The organism is Coprobacter secundus subsp. similis (assembly GCF_015097275.1).
Taxonomy (GTDB): Bacteria; Bacteroidota; Bacteroidia; order Bacteroidales; family Coprobacteraceae; genus Coprobacter; species Coprobacter secundus.
In genome coordinates this window covers 3487597-3509955 of sequence record NZ_AP023322.1, presented here as the reverse complement: position 1 = coordinate 3509955, position 22359 = coordinate 3487597, and the positions used below count along the sequence as shown (strand labels likewise).

Below are 22359 nucleotides of genomic sequence, written 5' to 3'. Positions count from 1 at the left end.
AATGAAACAACCATTAGCTTATGTACATCCCGAGGCGAAAATTGCGCCGAACGTTGTAATAGAACCATTTGTCACAATCGACAAAAATGTAGAAATCGGCGAGGGTACTCGTATCGGATCGAACGTAACCATTCTTGAGGGTGCTCGTATCGGTAAAAATTGCCAGATATTTCCCGGTGCTGTCATTGCAGGAATTCCCCAAGATTTAAAATTCAAAGGAGAAGACACAATTCTCGAAATTGGAGACAACACAACAATACGTGAATGCGTCACAATAAACCGAGGAACGGCTTCAAAAGGGAAAACGATTGTTGGCTCGAATTGCTTGTTAATGGCTTATGTACATATTGCCCATGATTGCATAATAGGAAATAATATCGTAATGTCCAATGCCACTCAAATAGGAGGCGAGGTACAAGTAGATGACTACGCCATCATCGGAGGAGGTACACTGGTACATCAATTTTCCCATATCGGATCTCATGTTATGATACAAGGAGGTTCTCTTGTAAATAAAGATATCCCTCCTTTTGTAAAAGCAGCTCGTAATCCCATTTCTTATGCAGGCATTAACTCCATCGGATTACGCCGTAGGAATTTTACAAACGAGACCATACGCGATATTCAAGAAATTTATAGATATCTCTATCTTTCAGGAATGAATAATTCTGATGCCATCGAGCGTATTGAGGCAGAACTTCCTGCAACAAAAGAACGAGACGAAATTATACTTTTTGTAAGAAACTCTCAAAGAGGAATTATCAAAGGATACTTATAAAAAAATCTGCTACATAAAAAATGATATGGAACAGAAGTTCCATATCATTTTTTATGTAGCGTACAGGATTCCGATACATCAAGAAAAACGAGTATCAAAATTTTTTAATAACCGTTTTTTGGGAATAGATATTTTTATTATTTTTACGCTACCAAACAAAATAGAAATAATAAATTTATCAATGCTATGATATATAAATTTTTGCTCATATCGGATGAAGTAGATCAGTTTGCTCGCGAGATAAGCATCGATTCTGAGGCTACATTCTTAGACTTGCACAATGCTATCCTCGATTCGGTAAATTTCACGAAAGATCAGATAACCTCATTTTTCATCTGCGATGATGACTGGGAAAAAAAGACAGAAATCACCCTTATGGAAATGGATACCAGTTATGAAGATGACTCTTGGGTAATGGAAGACACCAAATTGAGCGAATTATTGGAAGATGAAAGACAGAGGCTACTTTTCACATTTGACAATATGACAGAACGGGCTTTTTTTATGGAATTAAGAGAAATAATTCCTGGTAAAAACCTTGAAAAGCCTGTCTGTACAAAATCGATAGGCAATCCTCCTCAACAAATCATGACCTTTGATGAGTTTGACAAAAATAATTCGGTTTCAGATTTAGGTGAAAATTTTTACGGTGATGAAACTTTTGATCCGTCAGAACTTGATGAAGAGGGATACAATGATTTAGACATGAGCAACGGTAATCCTTACGACGATAACAATAGTCAATTCTAATCATATCACAAAAATAGCATTAGTTTGTATCACCATTTTATACTTACTAATGCTATTTTGCTCAAATTAACCTTAAATCTAAAATATAACGGGATATAATCCGTTATTTACAGTACTTGAACTGAGCCTGGATTCCTTACAAGGAATCAATCTATTCTTTATATAACCTCAAATAATTAACGAATTGTATCAGACTCACAAATGAGATTAATTATAAAAAGAGCCGCAAAACAGATAAAATCTATCACTGATAAAGTTATTATTTTATCAATATTCTTATCTCATGCATTTTTATCATTTTCTGCCGGAATCGAGAAAAAAATTATCTTTCAACAATTTTCATTAAATGAAGGGCTCTCTCAAAGTTCTGTTTTCTATATCACTCAAGACCAAAAAGGGTACATGTGGTTTGCAACAGGCGATGGACTAAACCGTTACGATGGTTACAAATTCACAATATATCGTCATAACAAAACCGATTCTACTAGCCTTATAAACAACAACATCCGTTCTTTAGCTATCGATTCAAAAAATAGATTATGGATAGGTACACAAAGCGGTCTATCCATGTACAACAAAGACAAGGAAGTTTTTGTCAATTATCCATGGAAAAATATAGGCTTCAAAAAACAACTTATTTATAATATCTGTGAAAGTTCCGATGACCAATTTCTTTTAGCAACCGATCGAGGTCTTGTATCTTTTTCTGAAAAAGGAGGCTATCAACATACATCATTCCCGACAAGAAGAGTTTCTGCCATCCTAAAATTAAAAAATAAAATATTGGTCGGTAGCGATAATGGCTTATTTTATTACGACCCAGAAAATGATACATTCGAAATCGTCTACGACGGTCTTAAGAATAAACCGATTATGGCCATCCTTCCTCATAATCGTAATCATAATAAAATTTGGATCGGGACAGAAGGAGAAGGGCTATATCTTTATGACTTAGCCTATCATATACTAATACCTTATACCCACCGACCAGATGATAATGAAAGCATATCATCCAACTATATTCGTTCCTTATCTTATGATAACCAACAGCGTTTATGGGTAGGAACTTTTGTCGGGCTGAACATTTTAAAAGGAGATGGGAAAGGGTTTTATCATTTATTTAATACTGAATATGAAGCAGACGAATTAAGCCAGAATTCCATTCGTGCTATCTATGCCGACTCTCAAGGAGGAATGTGGTGTGGAACTTATTTTGGAGGATTAAATTATTACCACAATTTAAAAAATCAATTTGAGCATCTGAAATACATACGATATGCCAATTCATTAAATGATAACGTCGTCAGCACTATGCTTGCAGAATCATCTTTAATATGGATAGGAACGAATGACAACGGCCTGAACGTATACAATACAGTTACCGACCATTTTTCTTATTACAAACATAAAGAAAATGACCCAGAAAGCCTATCCGGAAATAATATAAAAGCTCTGTTACGATTATCAAACGGAAATATGGCTATAGGTTCCCACGACGGAGGATTATGCATACTCCAAAAAAACAACCGTTTTAAACGAGTCAATATATCATCTGACCAAACAGCCAATAGTAATGTATATTCTTTGTTCCAAGATGAAAACAATATTTTATGGGTAGGTACCCTCAATGGGTTGTTTTTATATGACTTCAAAAGCGAGTCCGGAGAATCTGTTTCTACACTTATTAAGACAAAGGTACTGGATGACAAACAAATCATGACACTATATTCAGATAGCAAGAAAAGATTGTGGATAGGTACAGATAACGGGCTGTATATTTATGACAAAACACAGAACCAGTTATATAACGCCGAACCACAAAAAATAAACGATAAACAAATATGTTGCATTTTTGAAGATAAGCAGCACAGTATATGGATAGGGTCACAATCTGGGCTTTTTACCTATGATGAACAAAATAAAAAGCTTTTCGATATTGGTAATTATTATAAAATACCGGACTATAGAATATACGGCATCTTAGAAGATAGTTTCAACCGTTTATGGATGAGTTCTAATAGTGGACTTATATGTTTGAATAAAGAAAGCAAAAGTTGGCGAATATATACCGAACCAGACGGAATACAAAGCAATCAATTCAATATGTATGCCTATTGCAAAAGTTCTGATGGTAAAATGTATTTTGGCGGAACCAATGGTATCACTGCGTTTTTCCCTGAACGGCTTATTGACAACCCCTATACTCCAGCTGCAATAATCGATAATCTCACAGTCTTCAATAAAAAAATACTTCCAGGCGATGACAGTAAAATTTTAGAGAAAAGTATCGACGAAACCAACTCTATTACATTAAAATCGTCTCAATCTCTTTTTGGTCTCGAATTTGTAGTTCCTAATTACCTGTCGGGAGGAAATAACTTATTCTCTTACACTCTCGAAGGATTCGATACAGGCTGGTACAATACAACCAAGAACAGCGTTAGTTACTCTAACTTAAACCCAGGAAATTATACTTTTAAAGTAAAAGTTGCTAATAATGACGGTAAGTGGAGCAACCAAACAACAGAATTACATATCACAGTACTTCCGCATTGGTGGGAAACATGGTGGGCTAAACTTATTTTTGCCTTATTAGTCTGCATTGTTGTATTCTATGGAATACACTTTTATACATCTCGTAAAATTATGAGAAAAGAGTTGGCTCTTGAACGAAAAGAAAAAGAGCGAACAGAAGAACTTAGTCAAATGAAAATCCGGTTCTTTATCAATATTTCTCATGAATTCCGTACACCCTTGACTCTTATATTATCACCTATACATGAAATACTCGAACGCGGGGTAAGCGACAAATGGCTCAAAAGCCAACTACTTCTTATCCAACGCAATTCAAAACGGATGCTACACCTCATAAATCAAGTACTAGACTATCGTCGAGCTGAAATGGGAGCTATGGAGCTCCACGTACAAGAGCACGAAATCAAGCCTTTTATTCAAGAATTATTTGATATGTTCGCCAGATCTGCATCAAATAAGAAAATAGATTATAATCTGGAATATAATATCGAAAAAGATAAAATATTCTATGATGAAAATTATCTCGAACGAATATTAACCAATTTAATTTCCAATGCATTGAAATATACACCTGAATTTGGTAATATAACTGTAAAAGCAAAAGAAGATAAAGGTTCACTCATCATTTCCGTTGGTGACACAGGGTGTGGTATTCCCAAAGATAAACAAGACCGTATTTTTGAAAGATTTTATCAAGTTGAAGAAAACAGCGTAGGAACAGGTATCGGATTGTCTTTTGTAAAACGTCTCATTGAACAACATCACGGAGAAATACATCTCAATAGCACGTTAGGAGAAGGCTCTGAATTTACAGTTATTATACCTTGTGAAGCTAAAGCTTATAGTGAAGAAGAACGTTCTGACGGACAAACCATTACTAAAGCTCCAAATACTAAATATATTGACCCGAATATTGAGGAATATTCCGAAAAAGAAATAGCTATTTCTTATCAATCTGAAAATGAGACACCAGATAAAAGTACACTATTATTAGTAGAAGATGATGTCGATGTAAGAAAATATTTATACGAAAACTTTTCTCAATCTTATCATATCTTACAGGCAGAAAACGGAGAAATCGCCTGGGATATATTAAACAAAGGAGAAAAAATAGATTTTATCATCTCTGATGTAATGATGCCGGTAATGGATGGCATAAAATTCTGTAAACTGGTAAAACAAAATATTCATTTTTGCCATATTCCTCTCATTTTATTAACAGCAAAAAGTACTGTAGGAGATCAACTTACCGGGCTAAATACAGGAGCCGATGATTACATCAGCAAACCTTTTGTCTTCTCTGTATTACGAGCAAAAGTCCAAAATATTTTGAAAGGACGACAACGAGCCATTCGAAACTATGCGGCCAATATAGAAGCTAATCCGGCACAAATAGCCTCCAACGGAATAGATGAAGAACTCTTGAACAAGGCTATCGGCATTATTGAAAAGAATCTGGAAAACCCCAATTTTTCTGCTGAAGAATTTAGCCGGGAAATGGGTATGAGCCGTTCAAATCTTCATCTCAAACTAAAAGCTCTTACCGGAGAATCTGCTGTAGAATTTATCCGCAGAATACGCTTTGGACATGCTTGCCGATTACTGAAAGAAGGGAAATATAATGTATCTGAAATAAGTACAATGGTTGGTTTTACACCTTCCTATTTTACTACCAGTTTCAAAAAATACATGGGGTGTTTGCCATCTGAATATGTCAAAAACAGCAAGATTTGACATATGCAAAAGTTTTTTCAACAAAAGTGAAAGTATTTTACAATAACGAAGAATGAGTTTCAACATTTGTGAAGTCCTCTTTGAATTTTGATTTGTAATATTGCATTATTGAAAAATGCGAAATTACTAATTGAAATTCTATTATTATGAGGAACAACTTTCTTCTTATGGGCATAGCTGCCCTGTCCTTATTTGGGTGCAGTCAGAAAAAAACGATTACGGATGATTCTGCGTGGCTACGTAATGGTATCGAAACGGCACAATTCCAACTTAAAATGACAGCTGAGGCGATAGACAGTAAAAATATTCAGGATACTGCAGTATTTCCACGGTCTATCCTCAATCCTAAGCCAATGGCCGAAAAAAATCCTCAAAATTGGATAGATAGCCTCCGCTTAGAAAAGCCAAGAGACTGGACCAGCGGATTCTTCCCCGGTTCTATGTGGTTGGCTTACGAATTGACCGGAGATGATACACTGAAACGAGAAGCACGAAAATATACAGAACTACTATCTGATCTCCAATATTACACTGGTACTCACGACCTCGGATTTATGGTCTTTTGCAGCTTTGGCAACGCATACCGATTGGCTCCTGAAGCTGGAGATTCGGCTATTATAGTAAATGCATCCAAATCACTGGCATCACGATATAATCCTCAAAAAGGAGTCATACGTTCATGGGATTTCGGAGAATGGACATATCCCGTTATTATTGACAATATGATGAATCTTGAAATGTTATTCTGGGCTAGCCAAGCAACACAAGATAGTACATTCCGGAACATTGCAATAACTCATGCAGACAATACAATGAAGTTCCATTACCGACCCGACATGAGTTGCTGCCATGTAGTCGATTATATTGACCCGGCAAATGATATCACCAAACAAATGACTTACCAAGGTTATTCTGATAGTTCTACTTGGGCTCGAGGACAAGCATGGGGATTATATGGATATACTCTATGTTTCGAAGAGACTAATCATTCTGCATACTTAGAAAGAGCACAACAGATTGCAAAATTTATTATGGAAAATCCAGCAATCCCTGAAGACCTTATTCCTTACTGGGACTATAATGCTCCGACTATACCCGACGCTCCACGCGACGCATCGGCCGCAGCTGTAACTGCCTCAGCTCTATTTGAACTAAGTACTTTAGTCGAAAACGGACAATCTTATTTCGATTATGCAGAAAAGATCATCAAAGAACTTTCTACTCCGAATTATTTAGCGGCAAAAGGGACAAATAATGGATTTATACTAAAACATTCTACAGGCTCTCTACCCCATGGTTCAGAGATAGATGTTCCTCTTAACTATGCCGACTATTATTATCTGGAAGCATTAAAGAGATATATTGAACTCAAAAATATCGATTCAAAAGCCTTGCTATCCCAAAAATAAAACCAAGAAACTCCATAAAATACTCATATGAAACAGATAGTTAAATATATATTGATATGCTTCACTATTTTGGGAGGCGTCCAGATACAGGCCCAAGAGCTCAATAAAGAAGCTTTCAACCTAATAAATTTGGACACAAAAGGGTTAGAAGAGGTAAAACAATTCTATAATGAAGGTAAGTATCATGAGGCTGCCTCAGCATTACTTTCATATTACAAAAACAGAAAAGGGATTGTATTTCCGGATATAAATCTCAACAATTTAAAAATTTCTAAATCTGAGCAAAAAATGGCTGATGAAGCCCTTGAACATAAGTTTTTTGCACATAAAGGCTACCAGCCATCCTTCTTCTACGGAGATGATATTGATTGGACTTACTGGCCGGTAAAAGACAATGAACTTCGATGGCAGTTACATCGACAGAAATGGTTTATACCAATGGGGAAAGCCTATCGTATTTCTGGAGACGAAAAATATGCTAAAGAATGGGTTTTCCAATACATGGATTGGATAAATAAAAATCCATTAAAAACTGGATTAACTTCAAAACGAAAAACAATTAGCAGCGGAGAAGTAGAATATGATGGAGACAATGTCTCGGACGATAACGTCCGTTATGCTTGGCGTCCATTGGAAGTCAGCAACCGTTTACAAGATCAGGCTAGTGAATTTTTACTGTTCAATACATCTAAATATTTCACTCCCGAATTCTTTACACAATTTCTGGTAAATGTGCACCGACATGCCGTCCACATTATAAATAACTATTCCAAACAAGGTAATCATCTGCTTTTCGAGGCCCAACGTATACTTTATGCCGGAATATTCTTTCCAGAATTTAAAGATGCTCCTACATGGAGACAATCGGCAATTTCTATTTTAAATAAAGAAATACAAGTACAGGTATATAATGACGGAATGCAATTTGAACTTGACCCGCATTATCATCTGGCTACAATCAATATATTCTTTAAAGCATTGCAAATGGCTGATGCCAATGGGTATCGTAACGAATTTCCACAAAGCTTTTTGGATACGATAGAAAATATGATTACAGTCATGTATAATCTTTCATTTCCAGACTACTCGAATCCATTGTTCAGCGATGCTAAAAAGAATAGTAAATCAGAAATGATCAAAAACTACAAACAATGGTTAAAAGTCTTCCCCAATAATGAAACAATTCGATATTTTGCCACTGAAGGAAAAGACGGAAAACTTCCAGACTATACATCAAAAGCATTTACAACATCTGGCTTTTTCATTTTCAGAAATGGATGGGATATGCAATCTACCAGCATGATTATCAAAGCTGGACCTCCCGCTTTCTGGCATTGTCAACCAGATAATGGCACTTTCGAATTATTTATCAAAGGCCGTAATTTCTTCCCGGATGCCGGTTCATATGTATACGCAGGTGATGATGAAGTAATGAAATGGCGTAACTGGTTCCGCCAGACAATGGTACACAAAACTTTGACTTTGGACAACAAAACTTTGGAAAAAACTGATTCGAAATGTCTATTATGGAAAATCAATGAACCCACAGAGATATTAGTTACTGAAAATCCGAGTTATGAAGGACTAAAACATCGCCGCTCTATTTTTTTCGTTGATAAAAAATTTTTCGTAATAGTAGATGAAGCCATCGGCAATGCTCACGGTAAAGTTGGGATTCATTATCAAATGTGCGAAGGTGATATCACGACCGACCCAAAAGCATTAAAAGCCTATACCAATTTCAAAGATGGTAATAATATTGTTTTACAAGCATTTAGTGATATGAAACCCAATATGGAAGAAGAAGAAGGCTGGGTCTCATATGAATATAGACAAAAGGCAAAACGAGAAGCTTTTTCATTTAACATTGATAAAAAATCGTCGGACGGTTATTCTCGATTTATTACGGTCATCTTACCTGTAGAGAACAGCAAAAAAATTCCGGCAATAGATGCGAAATTCGAGAACAAATCATTCAACGAAAAGAGTATCGGCATAACGGTAAAAATAGGCAAAGACAAATACAAATTAGGATATAATCTTTAATTAATCATTTACAGTTTTTATAGCCGGAATATTTCGATGTAGATTCCGGCTATAATCCTTAAATCTTATGAAGTATGAAGAGCAAAATTTTGACCATATTATACTTAATGATATCGACAACAATATATGCTCAAATATATTCGTTCGAAGATAGTAGTGTACCCTCTAATTTCAATGTAAATACAGGTAGCATATCTATTTCCGGACAAAAATATAAATTAGGGAAACAATCTTTACAATGGGACTGGAAAAGTGGTTCTACATTGACAATTAACCAGCCAGATGGTCTAACCTCAGTTTCTACCACTAATTCCGGAGGATTTACATGTTGGATATATAACACTACAATCAGCAATAATAAAATCCAATTTTCTTTTTATAATAATAGTGGTACCGAAAAATGCAAATTATCTTTTAACCTGAATTTTTCGGGCTGGAGATACATCTGTTCCCGTTTTACAGAAGACATGGAACATGACCGCTCTACCCTATCATACATGAAAATTTTTGCTCCTCAATCAGGAAATGGGTCTTTATATTTTGATTATCTAGAATTTCCTAAAAATGTAGCCTGGGATAGGATAGATAATGCTCAATATTCAGTAAACCAATCCTACAATAATATTGACAATTTTCTTAAGTCATATAATGCAATTCCTCTAAATTATTCTCATTCGGCATCTTCTAAACAAAAAGAAGCTTTGTCTACAATAAAAGAGAGAATCGACAATTGGTTTTTAAATACTAATAATACTTCGACAATTTTCAACAAACGTAAAAATTCAATCAATAATTGGATAAAACGAGCTCAAAACAATTTCACTTCCATAAACTTAACTGTACAAAGTGACGGAAGTGTATTGGGACCCGGGTTATTTCCACAATATACATCCACATCAATCGACAATGAAAATATTTTACGATTCCGAGATACAAACGAAAAATATCTTATTCAGTTTGCATTGGATTATCGACTAAATCATAATGAATCCAGCAAAGAAAATTATCTCAAGATACTCGACTGGTACGCAGACCAAGGCTGGTCCTGTGGTAGTGCATTAGGGGCCCTTAGATTTGAAAAACTCAGAAGTGCAGGCTATTTTCATTCCCTTTACTTAATGAAAGACGAACTTGGAGATTCTCGATTCTCCCGAGAGCTTGAAACGTTAAAATGGTTTAGCCTTTTAGGAGATATTTATATTAATACCGATAATGATGCCTCCGGCGAAACTGCTGATAATTTAAGAACCCTTGCAATAGCTAAATTATACTGCACATTAATGTTATCAGATGAAAATGCACAAGCTGAGACATTGCTGACCTTAAAAGAGTATTTTACAAATGCACTTTCTCCTGCTGGAGGATTTAGAGGTACATTCAAACCAGATTTTACAGGGTATCACCATAGAGGTGTATATTTAGGGGCCTATTATCCAGATGCATTATATATCGGATGCTTCCTTTTTTACTTGTTGCATGATACACCCTTTGAGTTATCTGAGTCTATATACATTCAGTTAAAGAACTCACTACTGATGCTGCGCAATATCGCGGCTTTATATGATGTCCCAGCAACTACCTGCGGTCGCTTTCCCAGCTCGAACACTGTTCTTGATGATTTAGTTGCAGCTTTTGCATATCTAATAGAATCTAAAAACGGAACAGACAATGAGTTAAATGCTGCTTTTGGGCGTCTTTGGAAACCAGAAGAATCTCCAATAAAAGATAGAATCTCCAGATCTGCAACTGACATTTGCTTTAAAACGACCTTAGGAGAAACAGCCATCTGTTTGGATGCAGCCACATATGTGTCAGAAGAAGAAAATATCCACTCAAAAAGTCTTTATTTTCCATATGCCGGATTATTTATCCATCGTACATCAGATTTCCACTTCAGTGCAAAGGGAATAAGCAAATATATCTGGGATTATGAATGTTCCGGTTCAGAAAATATTTACGGGCGATATATGAGTTATGGACAAATAGAATATACAACTTTAACTGATGGAAATAAAAATCATGAATACGAAAACGAAAATTGGAACTGGAGCTATCTTCCAGGAACTACAACAAAAGTTCTAACTCCTGATGAATTAGACTATAATGGCGAAGGAAACGATAAACATCGCAATTTTTCAGACGAGACATTTTTAGGAGGTACTAATATGGGTGATACAATAGGTATATTCTCAATGTACATGCACGACAACACCTTCGACCCTTCATTCTACGCCCGTAAAACAATATTCTCTTCCGGTTCGGTCATTTTGTGTATGGGCAGTAATATAAAGAATAGTGATTCTCAGCATACTACAGTCACCACCTTATTACAACAATCAGGAGAAATTACTATTAATGACAAAAGTCCAAATATTCCAAAAACAGTAAAAACTCCCATAATAATAGATAAACAAAATATTACCTACGTCGTAACCCAGGGTTCAACAGATTTTATTCAAAACGGAAATTTGACATTGGCTTTTATCAACCACGGCAAAGCTCCACAATCAGGGCTATACAGCTATTTCATGCTCCCTCCCACCTCAAATCAGGAATTAATATATAAATATACAAATGAACAAACATGCCCGATATCCATCATACAACAAAATGCAAAAGCTCATATCATTTCCGATTCAGAATCTGGAACGACAGCTTATGCCATCTTCGATGAAACATCTTCCATATCTTATGGAAAAATCAAAAGAGTAAATCGCCCGGTAATCATATTATCTCAAGAAAAAAATCAGATTCTGAATCTCGCTATATGTGATCCAGATTTAAGAAGGCCTTCCAGTACAAATATAGATAATCTGACAGAAGAACAAATAAAAGCAGAAAGTCAACCTGCTACTGTAGAAATAGAAATTTCCGGTATATATGAATATTTCGAAGAAGGAAATAATAATATAAATATTATCCAAAAAGGAGATAATACTCTACTTTCTTTCGATGCTGTAGGAGGAAAGACATATAAAATAAATCTAAGACCTAAAGAGTGGACTTCCGTTTCAGAAGACAAAATAAACTCCGAATTTCAATGTAAGTATAACAAACAAGAAAAACGATATATTATCATGCCCAAAGATTCGACTGTCTACTCCTGTTTTTTATCAAACATTGAAGGAAAGCAGATTCTTTCATATCAACACCTGACAGGAGCTCATAGCATAGATATGAACTCTCTCCCTAACGGAACGTACATAATAACATTAAAAAAAAATCAAACTATACTCAACAAAAAAATAATTAAGCAATAAAATATGAACAGACACGCATTATCCTCCATGCTTGTTCCGGTAGCCGCATTAGGCAGTCTTACTGGATGCTCTATGAAACCAAAAGATAATAAACCGGAAAAAAAGCCAAACATCATTGTCATTATGACAGATGACCATACCACCCAAGGTATCAGTTGCTATGGCAGCCAACTTATACAAACTCCCAATCTCGACCGCATAGCCAATGAAGGTATGCGTTTTGACAATTGTTATGTCAGCAACGCCATTTCCGGACCTTCAAGGGCTTGTATATTAACTGGGAAAATGAGTCATATCAATGGATTTACTGATAATTCACAAACATTCAACGGAGATCAAGAAACTTTCCCTAAATTATTACAGAAATCAGGATACCAAACCGCAATGATTGGTAAATGGCACCTCAACTCAGATCCTCAAGGGTTTGATTTTTGGAGTATATTACTGGGACAAGGCGAGTATTATAGTCCTGATTTTAAAGAAAACGGAAAAGAAATACGGGAAAAAGGATATGTAACTGACATCATCACTGATAAAGCTATAAAATTTATAGAAAATCGGGATACTTCGAAACCATTTGCCATGCTTTATTATCATAAAGCCCCTCACCGCAACTGGATGCCAGCACAACGCCATCTGGGTATTTATAATGATATCACTTTTCCCGAGCCAGAAACACTGTTCGATGATTACTCAACTCGTGGCAGAGCTGCAAAAGAAACCATGATGGAAATTGCCAACCATATGTGGAACGACTGGGATTTGAAAATAGCAACTCCCGAAGAATTAGCCGGAGAATACGACGATACACGCGCTGCCGATATCAACAAGGCTGAAGTTGCTCGTGCCAATCAACAAAGCAATGGTCTCCAACAACTACGAGCTGCCTATAACCGCATGACTCCTGAAGAAAAAGAGGTGTGGAATAAGGCGTATGCCAAACGAATCGAAGAGTTTCGTACAAAAGAAATGAAAGGGAAAGAACTTATTAGCTGGAAATATCAACAATATATAAGAGATTATTTAGCAACAACGTTAGCTGTGGACGAAAACGTTGGTCGTTTGCTCGACTATCTTGAACAAATAGGAGAATTGGATAATACAATTATTGTTTATACTTCTGATCAAGGATTTTTTCTTGGCGAGCATGGATGGTTTGATAAACGCTTTATGTACGAAGAATGTCAACGAACTCCATTAATGATACGTTATCCTAAAGCCATAAAAGCCGGGACAGTATCTAAAGCATTAAGTATGAATATAGACTTCGCTCCTACTTTTCTTGACTTTGCCGGAATAGAAATTCCAAAAGAAATACAGGGTCGTTCTTTACGTCCAGTACTTGAACATGAAGGAAACATTCCCGAAAATTGGCGTAAAGCCGTATATTATCACTATTATGAATATCCATCATGGCATATGGTAAAACGTCATTATGGAATTCGTACCGAACGTTACAAATTAATTCATTTTTATAATGATGCTGATTATTGGGAACTTTTCGATATGCAAAACGACAAAAATGAATTAAATAATGTATATGGAAAACCTGAATATAAAAAGGTCCAAGAAGATATGACAAAACTTCTTTATGAACTACAACAAGAATATAAAGATACCGATCCGACAGAACAGACAATTCAGTTTTTTAAAGGTGACGATGGAGCAAACAAACACTAAATTTATCATTAATCATTCATTATAAATTAGTTATCATGGATAGACGCAAATTTATCAAAAGTACAGGATGGAGTGTAATGGGACTGGCGATGTCAGGCACCTTATTAAGTGCATGCAATCCTAAAAACAGGGAAAAGACAAAAGCTGCTGCCAAGATAGACCCCAACGGATTGAAAGTCTTTTGGGGCGATATTCATAATCATTGCAATATTACCTACGGACACGGAGATATGCGGCTGGCATTCGAAGCAGCCAAACAACAACTCGACTTTGTTGCGGTCACTCCACATGCCATGTGGCCGGATATCCCCGGTAAAAACGACCCTCGACTGGCTTGGGTTATCGATTATCACGTCGGAGCCTTCAAACGCCTCCGGGAAGGAGGATATGAAAAATATCTGAAAATGACTGAAGAGTATAACCAAGAGGGTAAATTCCTGACATTTCCTTCTTACGAATGCCACAGTATGGAGCACGGAGACCACGTAGTCTTATCTTACGAACAAAATTTCCCTTTGGTCGAATGCACATCAGTAGAAGACCTGAAAAAGAAATTGAAAGATAAAAAAGTTTTTGTCACTCCTCATCATATGGGCTATGAGAAAGGATACCGCGGATACAACTGGGATTGCTTTACAGAAGGAGACCAGACTCCATTTGTCGAAATTTTCTCCCGGCACGGTCTGGCAGAGAGCGATCAGGGAGACTTCAACTATCTGCACGATATGGGCCCCCGCTCTTACGAAGGGAGTGCATTATGCGGGCTCGAGAGAGGTTTCAAATTCGGGTTTATCGGCTCCACAGACCAGCATGCAGGTTATCCGGGAAGCTTTAGCGACGGACGTATAGGCGTACTGGCCAAGTCTCTAAACCGGGACGACATATGGGAAGCCATGAAAAATCGTCATGTATACTGTGCTACCGGAGACAAAATCTACATTGATTTTCGCATCAACGACGCTATCATGGGAGACGTCATCAGAGGAAACAACCGGAATATTTACTTAAACGTAGAATCCGCCAATTATATCGACTATATCGATTTGGTGAAAAACGGGGAATGTATTGCCCGATTAAATGGTCCCATGCAAACTATCGTTCCAGCTGAAGATACAATCCGGGCCAAAGTAAAAATAGAATTCGGATGGAACAGGGAAGAAGAACCTGTCCGTTGGGACGGCTTCATAGATATATCCGATGGTAAAATCAATGTTGCCACTCCATGCTTCCGTGGTGCCGCATACACTTCCCCACAAGCAGACAAAGTGGGTCACGAAGATGAAACCAAAGTCAATAAGATACTGAATACAACAGACAAACGGGTAGATGTGGAAATGTATTCTACAAAGAATCCGAATACGATGACTCCCGCCATGCAAGCTATAAACCTGGATGTTACCATGCCCAAAAATGGAAAAATCAGAGTATCCGTCAACGGAAAAGAATTCAGTTATACACTGGCTGAATTATTGGCCGGTTCCAAGTCTCATTTTATGAGAGGATGGCTGAGCGAGGCGGTTCTCTTCAATCGGGCAGCCCCGGAAAATGCTTTCATGATAGAACATGTCATGAGCGACAATCAACCGGCAAGAGATACCGACTACTATTATGTACGTGTTCGTCAACGTGACGGACAATGGGCATTCAGCACCCCTATTTGGGTAGAAAGGGTATAATCATGAAATATGCCATAGGAATAGATTTAGGAGGAACCTTCATCAAATATGCTGTTATTGACGAAGAGGGACATTTCCTGTACAACGGGAAACTGCCCTCTTTGGCAAGTACGTCCAAAGATGCCGTTATCGGACAACTGAAAAGTGCCATGACAGAATGCATTCATTTTGCAAATACAGCAAATATTACCCTTTGTGGTATAGGAATAGGAACTCCAGGTATTACCGATGAAACGAACCGTAGGGTATTGGGTGGAGCTGAGAATATCACAGGTTGGGAAAATGTCCCTCTTGCCGATATTTTAGAAAAAGAGACCGGGCTCCCGGTCAGCGTTGCCAATGATGCCAACATGATGGGATTGGGTGAACAGGCCTTCGGTGCGGCTAAAGGCTGTTCAGATGTTCTCTTCATCACAGTCGGAACCGGCATAGGCGGAGCCATTATCATAGACAGTAAATTATATGGAGGATACAAGAACCGGGGGACGGAAATCGGGCATATCCCTCTCATTGCCAACGGAGAACCCTGTGCCTGCGGAAGCGTAGGATGTCTCGAAACCTACGCTTCTACCACGGCCCTCGTGCGTCGCTTTGTCCGTCGCTGTAAAGAACAGAATATTCAATTAGAAAGAGAGCCTGATGGCAAATCAATTATAAAGCTTTATTTGGAGAGCCATCCTGTAGCCGTAGAATCGATGAACGAACATTGGAGTTTTCTCGGTCATGGCATTGCCGGATTGGTAAATATATTCAGTCCGCAAAAAATTGTCATTGGAGGAGGAATCTCTGAAGCCGGTGACTTTTACATTGCACGCATAGAACAGGAAGTTGCCCTATATTCTATCGCTGACTGTCGGGTAAACACAAAAATATGCGCTGCAATGCTTGGAAATAAAGCCGGTACTATGGGGGCTGCCTGGATGGCTTTTTTATTAAGTAAGAATAAAAAGTGAAAAATTTACGCTACTAACCAAAACCAGAAAATTTCATAATCTGGTTTTGGTTATACATAAATCATAAATAAAATGAAAAGAAATTACGGTATAGTAGCATTGATTATGCTTTTTTGGTTTGTAATATCATTTATTACAAATATTCTGGGCCCACTCATTCCCGACATCATCAGTAATTTCGACTTGAAGCAACTCTCTCTGGCAGGATACATACCTATGTCATTCTTTTTGGCCTATGCTGTCATGTCTATCCCTGCCGGAATCTTAATCGAAAAATACAGCGAAAAGACTGTGTTGCTCATGGGATTCTCCATGCCATTCATCGGCTCATTGATTTTTGTATTGATGCCCTCTTATCCTGTTTTACTAGCTTCGAGTTTCATTATCGGATTAGGGATGGCGATGTTACAAACCGTTATAAATCCGTTGACCCGGGTTGCCGGAGGTGAAGAGAATTTTGCATTCTTCTCTGTAATGGGGCAACTCGTCTTCGGCTTTGCATCCTTTGTCAGCCCTTTTATATATTCTTATTTAGTAAGGGAATTAACATCAATAAATACTCACACAGGAATAGTTGTGAAATTTTTGTCAAACATTACACCTCCAAACTTACCTTGGGTATCTTTATATTGGATATTCACAGTCATTCTAATCTGTATTATACTTATTGTAATTAAGGTACATTTCCCTCGAATGAAATTACAGGAAGAAGAAAAATCCGGTTCTTTCGAGTCATATAAAATATTACTACATAATAAATATGTCTATCTATTTTTCTTAGGTATATTATCATACGTGGCCACCGAACAAGGTATAGCCAACTGGATATCTAAATTTCTGGAGCAATATCATGGATTAAATCCACAAACTGAAGGAGCTGCTGTAGTCGGGACATTTTGGGGACTTATGTCGTTGGGCTGTCTGGCAGGATTAGTCGCTCTCAAACTTTTCGATTCTAAAATAGTGCTTCGCTACGCAGGATTTCTGACTATCATTTTATTGTGCATTAGCCTATTCGGAACAGCAGAAATTTCCATGTTTTGTTTTCCGCTGATAGGGTTTACAATTTCTGTCATGTTTTCGATTATTATGTCCTTAGGACTAAACTCTGTAAACAAACACCACGGTTCGTTTGCAGGTATTCTATGTTCAGGTATTGTCGGAGGCGCCATCGGTCCGGTCGTTGTAGGTTCTTTGGCAGATACGTTCGGGTTGCGGATAGCCCTACTGTCGATGCTTATTACATTGGGATATATCATCAGTATCTCATTTTGGGCCAGACCTCTGGTTAATAATAGGACAATATCTATCAAGGAATTATTATCTCGGAAAAAAGCATAAATTTATTTTTTTAAATATTCTCGACTATGAATAAATATTGTTATTTTTTAATTTTCTTATTTTGTATATTATTTTCAGAATTACATGCTCAGACATTTTCTCATGACGCGAATTCCGATATATCTCTACCTGGAGATGCAAGAGGTATGTGTCTGAAGGAAAATATAATCTATGTTGTAGCAGGAAAAACAATATACAAATACGACCTTCACAAAAAAGAAGGTACTACCCTTATTTCTGGACTCAGTACACCTTTTGATGTCGATGTGAATAACGACGGTAAAATCTACATTGCCGAACGAGGACAAAACAGAGTCTCTATATACAATGCCGACGGCAGTAACACAAATGAGACAATTTCTCTCGAAGAAAAAGTTAATGGAGTAACATTCGGTCCAGATGAAAAACTATATATCGCATCAGCAAGCAAAATAACTATTATAGACGGTAATAATAAAACCGAAATTACTCAAACAGAAGGTGTTGATAATTTTAGAGAACCTCGAAAAGTATATTTTGATCAACAAAAAAATACTTTCATTGTTGATTATAATACAGGTGTTCTCAATATTTTATCATTCGACGGAAATGTCGCAAATGTCGGTTTCAGAATAAAACGAGAAAATAATGTCGATACCTATAACAGATTGGTATACATGACAAGTATATCAAATGGGAATCTAATTATAAACTCATTTACAGATACTTCGATGGGCGTTTATGAATTCTACTCCGATGGGACATTGAAAAATAAATTCGAAGGAGAATTTTCTGCTCCCTATGGTATTGTTACCGATGAAAATGACAATCTATATATTGCCGACGGAAAAAAGATTCAAGTATGGAAAGCAACAGATAATGAGGCTCCTATAATTTCAGAAACAAAAATTTCAAATATAACTCGCTCATCGATAGACTTCTCCTTCAAAAGCGACGAACTATCTACTCTTTTCTGGAAAATACAGAGTGCTGATTCAGAACCTTCAGAAGAAGAACTGCTAAACAGTTCCCAACTATCAGTCAATACAACGAACCAAATTATCACCCAAACGCTGAACGCTCCTACTGCACAAAACCTAAAATTGTATTTTATTGCTCGTGATAAATCAGGCAATACATCTGACGTGCAATCAAGTTCCGTATTCTCAACCGAACAAAACTTAACTATCAAATATCTTTTCCCGCTAACGAAAAACTCTCAATCCATAACTTTCGAATTTTCTGCAAATGATGGTGGAACACTATATTATATTTCCAAGGAATATGAAGATAATATATCTACCCCATCTGTTGACGAAATATTGAACGGGACTCATATCGATTACCTGAAAGGAGGAATACCTCAAACTTTTGATATCAATACAAATGGAAACAACAGACATATCATATATGCTATTATCAAAACTTCTTCCGGAGAAAATAGCGATATCATATCTTGCATAGCAACCCCCTTTTCCGATATAGATATCATACGCAATCGTTATATGCAACTACTTACCGGAAATGATAATACGGATTATACCTATAATGCGACACTCAACCGATATAATTCTCTATTGAGTCGATTCAATCAGGCACACACAAATGCCCAGCAATATGATCCGAATGCAGAGGGTCTAACTGATTTTAATCTGGACGAAAATACATCGCCCAACGATATTACTCTTGTCCGGGAGCTATTTAGTAATGCATTATTTCCCTTAGCTTTAGCTTATAATCTAAAAGGACCAGACGATAACCCCAACCCAGATTATCACAATCCATCTACTCTTGCGGAAATTATGAAATTATATGAATACTTAAGTATACGAAATTTCAAATCAGGAAGAGAGTTACACTTTGCAGGAGGAGGTATCTATTTAAGATTAACAGGTTATTATTATGCATCCCTATTAATGCGAGAAGAATTAGAAAGAAGCGGACGGCTTGACGAAGTAACGAGAATGATGGAATGGGCAACCCGATGGGTAGTTCCCAATAGCCTTGAAATCGAAGGAGGAGAAAGTGATTGGTCAGCCGATGCAGAAGGTAATACAAGCCGTGCTGACGGAGTTCGTACTATGTATAATAACCGCCTAATGTATTTACTCACAGCAGCCGATTCTGTATTACAGAGAGAAGAAAAAATGTCTTACCTTATACAAGTGTTGAATAATGCCCTTACTCCCCACGGAGCTTGGGATGGATTTTTGAAACCCGACTACACCGGATACCATCATTTAGGAGTATGGGGTAACGGATATGTCACTGAAGCCATGCACGTTTCCGCTCAAATGGCTTTCGTACTAAATAATACATCGTATAGTATCGATCCTGTATCCGTCGAACACGTTGCCAAAGGCTTACAAGCATTCAGCCAATATAGTGGAAAATACGATATATCACGAGGCCTTTGTGGACGCTTCCCCAATCAGTTGAACAATATATTGAACCAAATCCCTGCTTATGCTTATATATACGAAGTACTACCAGAAGGAAAATTAAAAGACGAAATAGCTGGTATCTTTGCCAACCTATATGACCCATCATATAACTTAGTACAAACCAAAATGATTCGGAATGTAGCTTGTGAAATTAATTTCATAGGAGGTATAGGAACAATCGAAATGTGCAATCGATTAAAAGCATCAACTACACCCACTATCGAGACAGAATTAAATCGAACTTTTCCTTTTGCAGCAACACAAATACATCGTCGTTCTGACTGGTTAGCAACAGTTAAAGGTTACAGCAAATACGTTTGGGATTTTGAAACAAACGGTAGTGAAAACTGGTATGGACGTAATCAAAGTTTCGGACAGTTGTCTATATATAGTGGAAGAGATTCGAATGGAATAGTAACTGCAGAAGCCAGCGGTGTCGGATATGATGGATATGATTGGACTCATATCCCAGGAACTACCGTACCGAACTTATCCCTTGCAGAAGTATTAGCTGATGCTAAAAATTTTCAATGGCCTCGCTTCTCAAATGAAGCATTCGCCAGTGGTGTCACTGACGGAAAAAACGGAGCGTACGGATTTAAATTTTCTGATCGGACTAAAGGACAAAGTAGTTCAACTTGGGTTAAGCCCAAGCTGACAGCACTAAAATCATATTTCTTTTTTGATGACCTGATTGTCGCCTTAGGTTCCGATATTGATAATACAACTTCAAGTTACGACACCCATACTACAATATTCCAAAATTTATTACCTTCCCCTGATACACCAATTCAGATAAACGGAGAAAATATTACCGGTTTATCCTACTCTCAAGACTTAACAACAGAAAGGCCAGCTACGTTAACAGATATAGCCGGAAATGGATATTACATAGCCAACGCTAAAGGCCTACATATCCAAAGAAGTACACAAGAATCTATGGACGATAAAAACAAAAATGCCACCTCTGGAGATTATGCAACTGTCTGGATAAATCATGGTTCCCAAATAAACAATGGAACATATGAATATGCTGTGTGGGTAAGAGGAGGAGAATATATATCCGAATTAGCTTCTGATCCTGATAAATTTTATATTATTGAACGGCAAGACAATATTGCACATATTGTTACACATGGTCAAACAAAAGGTTTGACTATCTTTACAGAAAATACAGATATAGAAGACAAATATATTCATCAAACTTCCGAACCTTGCCTTATTTGGATAGACTCAGAAAACGAAGATATTTCCCTTACTGTTGCCAATCCGGATTTAGGTTATTATGAAAAAGGAAACGAATTCGGGCAATTCCCGATTCAAGCTTGGTCGGTCCCTGCATCTAAGCAATATTTAGAAAGTGAAATAGAACCTGTGGAAGTCATAATAAACGGAAAATGGGATATTCTCGATACCAATGAAAAAGTGGAAAATCAAGGATACGACCCAGCAAACAACACTACCACATTGAGATTTAACGGTATCAATGCCGAATCTTTGTCTGTCAAATTAAGCCCACTGAATACCGGAATAGATTTTTTCAGTAAAGAAAACAACATATCAGTCTATCCCAATCCCACAACAGGCAAGCTCTTTATCGACCTGGCCCAACCAATAGAATCAAATATACGAATTACAGATATCAGTGGACGGGAAGTTTTGTCTATACCTGTAAACAATAGAAAAAATATAAGTATAGACTTATCGACACTCAATTCTGGACATTATTGGGTAATTATAGGAAAAACAGTAAAACAAATCATTAAAAAATAAT

11 protein-coding genes are annotated in these 22359 nt (G+C 37.0%); all 11 read left to right on the top strand.

The window, feature by feature from the left end:
- Position 1: 1 nt before the first annotated feature.
- The 11 genes from lpxA (at position 2) to Cop2CBH44_RS13845 (ending at position 22358) form a co-directional block, all read left to right on the top strand.
- Complete coding sequence (lpxA, locus tag Cop2CBH44_RS13895) at positions 2 to 778, top strand: acyl-ACP--UDP-N-acetylglucosamine O-acyltransferase (RefSeq protein WP_021931836.1); 777 nt, start codon at positions 2 to 4, stop codon at positions 776 to 778.
- 186 nt (positions 779 to 964) lie between these two features.
- Complete coding sequence (locus Cop2CBH44_RS13890) at positions 965 to 1528, top strand: IS1096 element passenger TnpR family protein (protein ID WP_200755045.1); 564 nt, start codon at positions 965 to 967, stop codon at positions 1526 to 1528.
- Positions 1529 to 1729: 201 nt separating this feature from the next.
- A complete protein-coding gene (locus tag Cop2CBH44_RS13885) occupies positions 1730 to 5797 on the top strand; it encodes a hybrid sensor histidine kinase/response regulator transcription factor (protein WP_021931839.1) in 4068 nt (1355 codons plus the stop codon).
- A 146-nt stretch (positions 5798 to 5943) separates the two neighbouring features.
- On the top strand, positions 5944 to 7206 hold the full coding sequence (locus Cop2CBH44_RS13880; protein WP_200755044.1) for a glycoside hydrolase family 88 protein: 1263 nt from the start codon (positions 5944 to 5946) through the stop codon (positions 7204 to 7206).
- A 27-nt stretch (positions 7207 to 7233) separates the two neighbouring features.
- A complete protein-coding gene (gene hepC, locus Cop2CBH44_RS13875; RefSeq protein ID WP_200755043.1) occupies positions 7234 to 9252 on the top strand; it encodes a heparin-sulfate lyase HepC in 2019 nt (672 codons plus the stop codon).
- Between the two features lie 74 nt (positions 9253 to 9326).
- Positions 9327 to 12512: a chondroitinase family polysaccharide lyase gene (locus tag Cop2CBH44_RS13870; RefSeq protein WP_200755042.1), complete on the top strand. Its 3186-nt coding sequence runs from the start codon at positions 9327 to 9329 to the stop codon at positions 12510 to 12512.
- A gap of 3 nt (positions 12513 to 12515) precedes the next feature.
- On the top strand, positions 12516 to 14192 hold the full coding sequence (locus Cop2CBH44_RS13865) for a sulfatase family protein (RefSeq protein ID WP_200755041.1): 1677 nt from the start codon (positions 12516 to 12518) through the stop codon (positions 14190 to 14192).
- 35 nt (positions 14193 to 14227) lie between these two features.
- Positions 14228 to 15868 (top strand): CehA/McbA family metallohydrolase domain-containing protein, encoded by a 1641-nt coding sequence (locus tag Cop2CBH44_RS13860; RefSeq protein ID WP_021931844.1) that lies wholly within the window; start codon positions 14228 to 14230, stop codon positions 15866 to 15868.
- Complete coding sequence (locus tag Cop2CBH44_RS13855; RefSeq protein ID WP_200755987.1) at positions 15865 to 16821, top strand: ROK family protein; 957 nt, start codon at positions 15865 to 15867, stop codon at positions 16819 to 16821. Before Cop2CBH44_RS13860 ends, Cop2CBH44_RS13855 begins: the two co-directional genes overlap by 4 nt.
- A gap of 72 nt (positions 16822 to 16893) precedes the next feature.
- Positions 16894 to 18162 (top strand): MFS transporter, encoded by a 1269-nt coding sequence (locus Cop2CBH44_RS13850; RefSeq protein WP_200755040.1) that lies wholly within the window; start codon positions 16894 to 16896, stop codon positions 18160 to 18162.
- Between the two features lie 26 nt (positions 18163 to 18188).
- On the top strand, positions 18189 to 22358 hold the full coding sequence (locus tag Cop2CBH44_RS13845) for a polysaccharide lyase family 8 super-sandwich domain-containing protein (RefSeq protein ID WP_200755039.1): 4170 nt from the start codon (positions 18189 to 18191) through the stop codon (positions 22356 to 22358).
- Position 22359 lies beyond the last annotated feature (1 nt).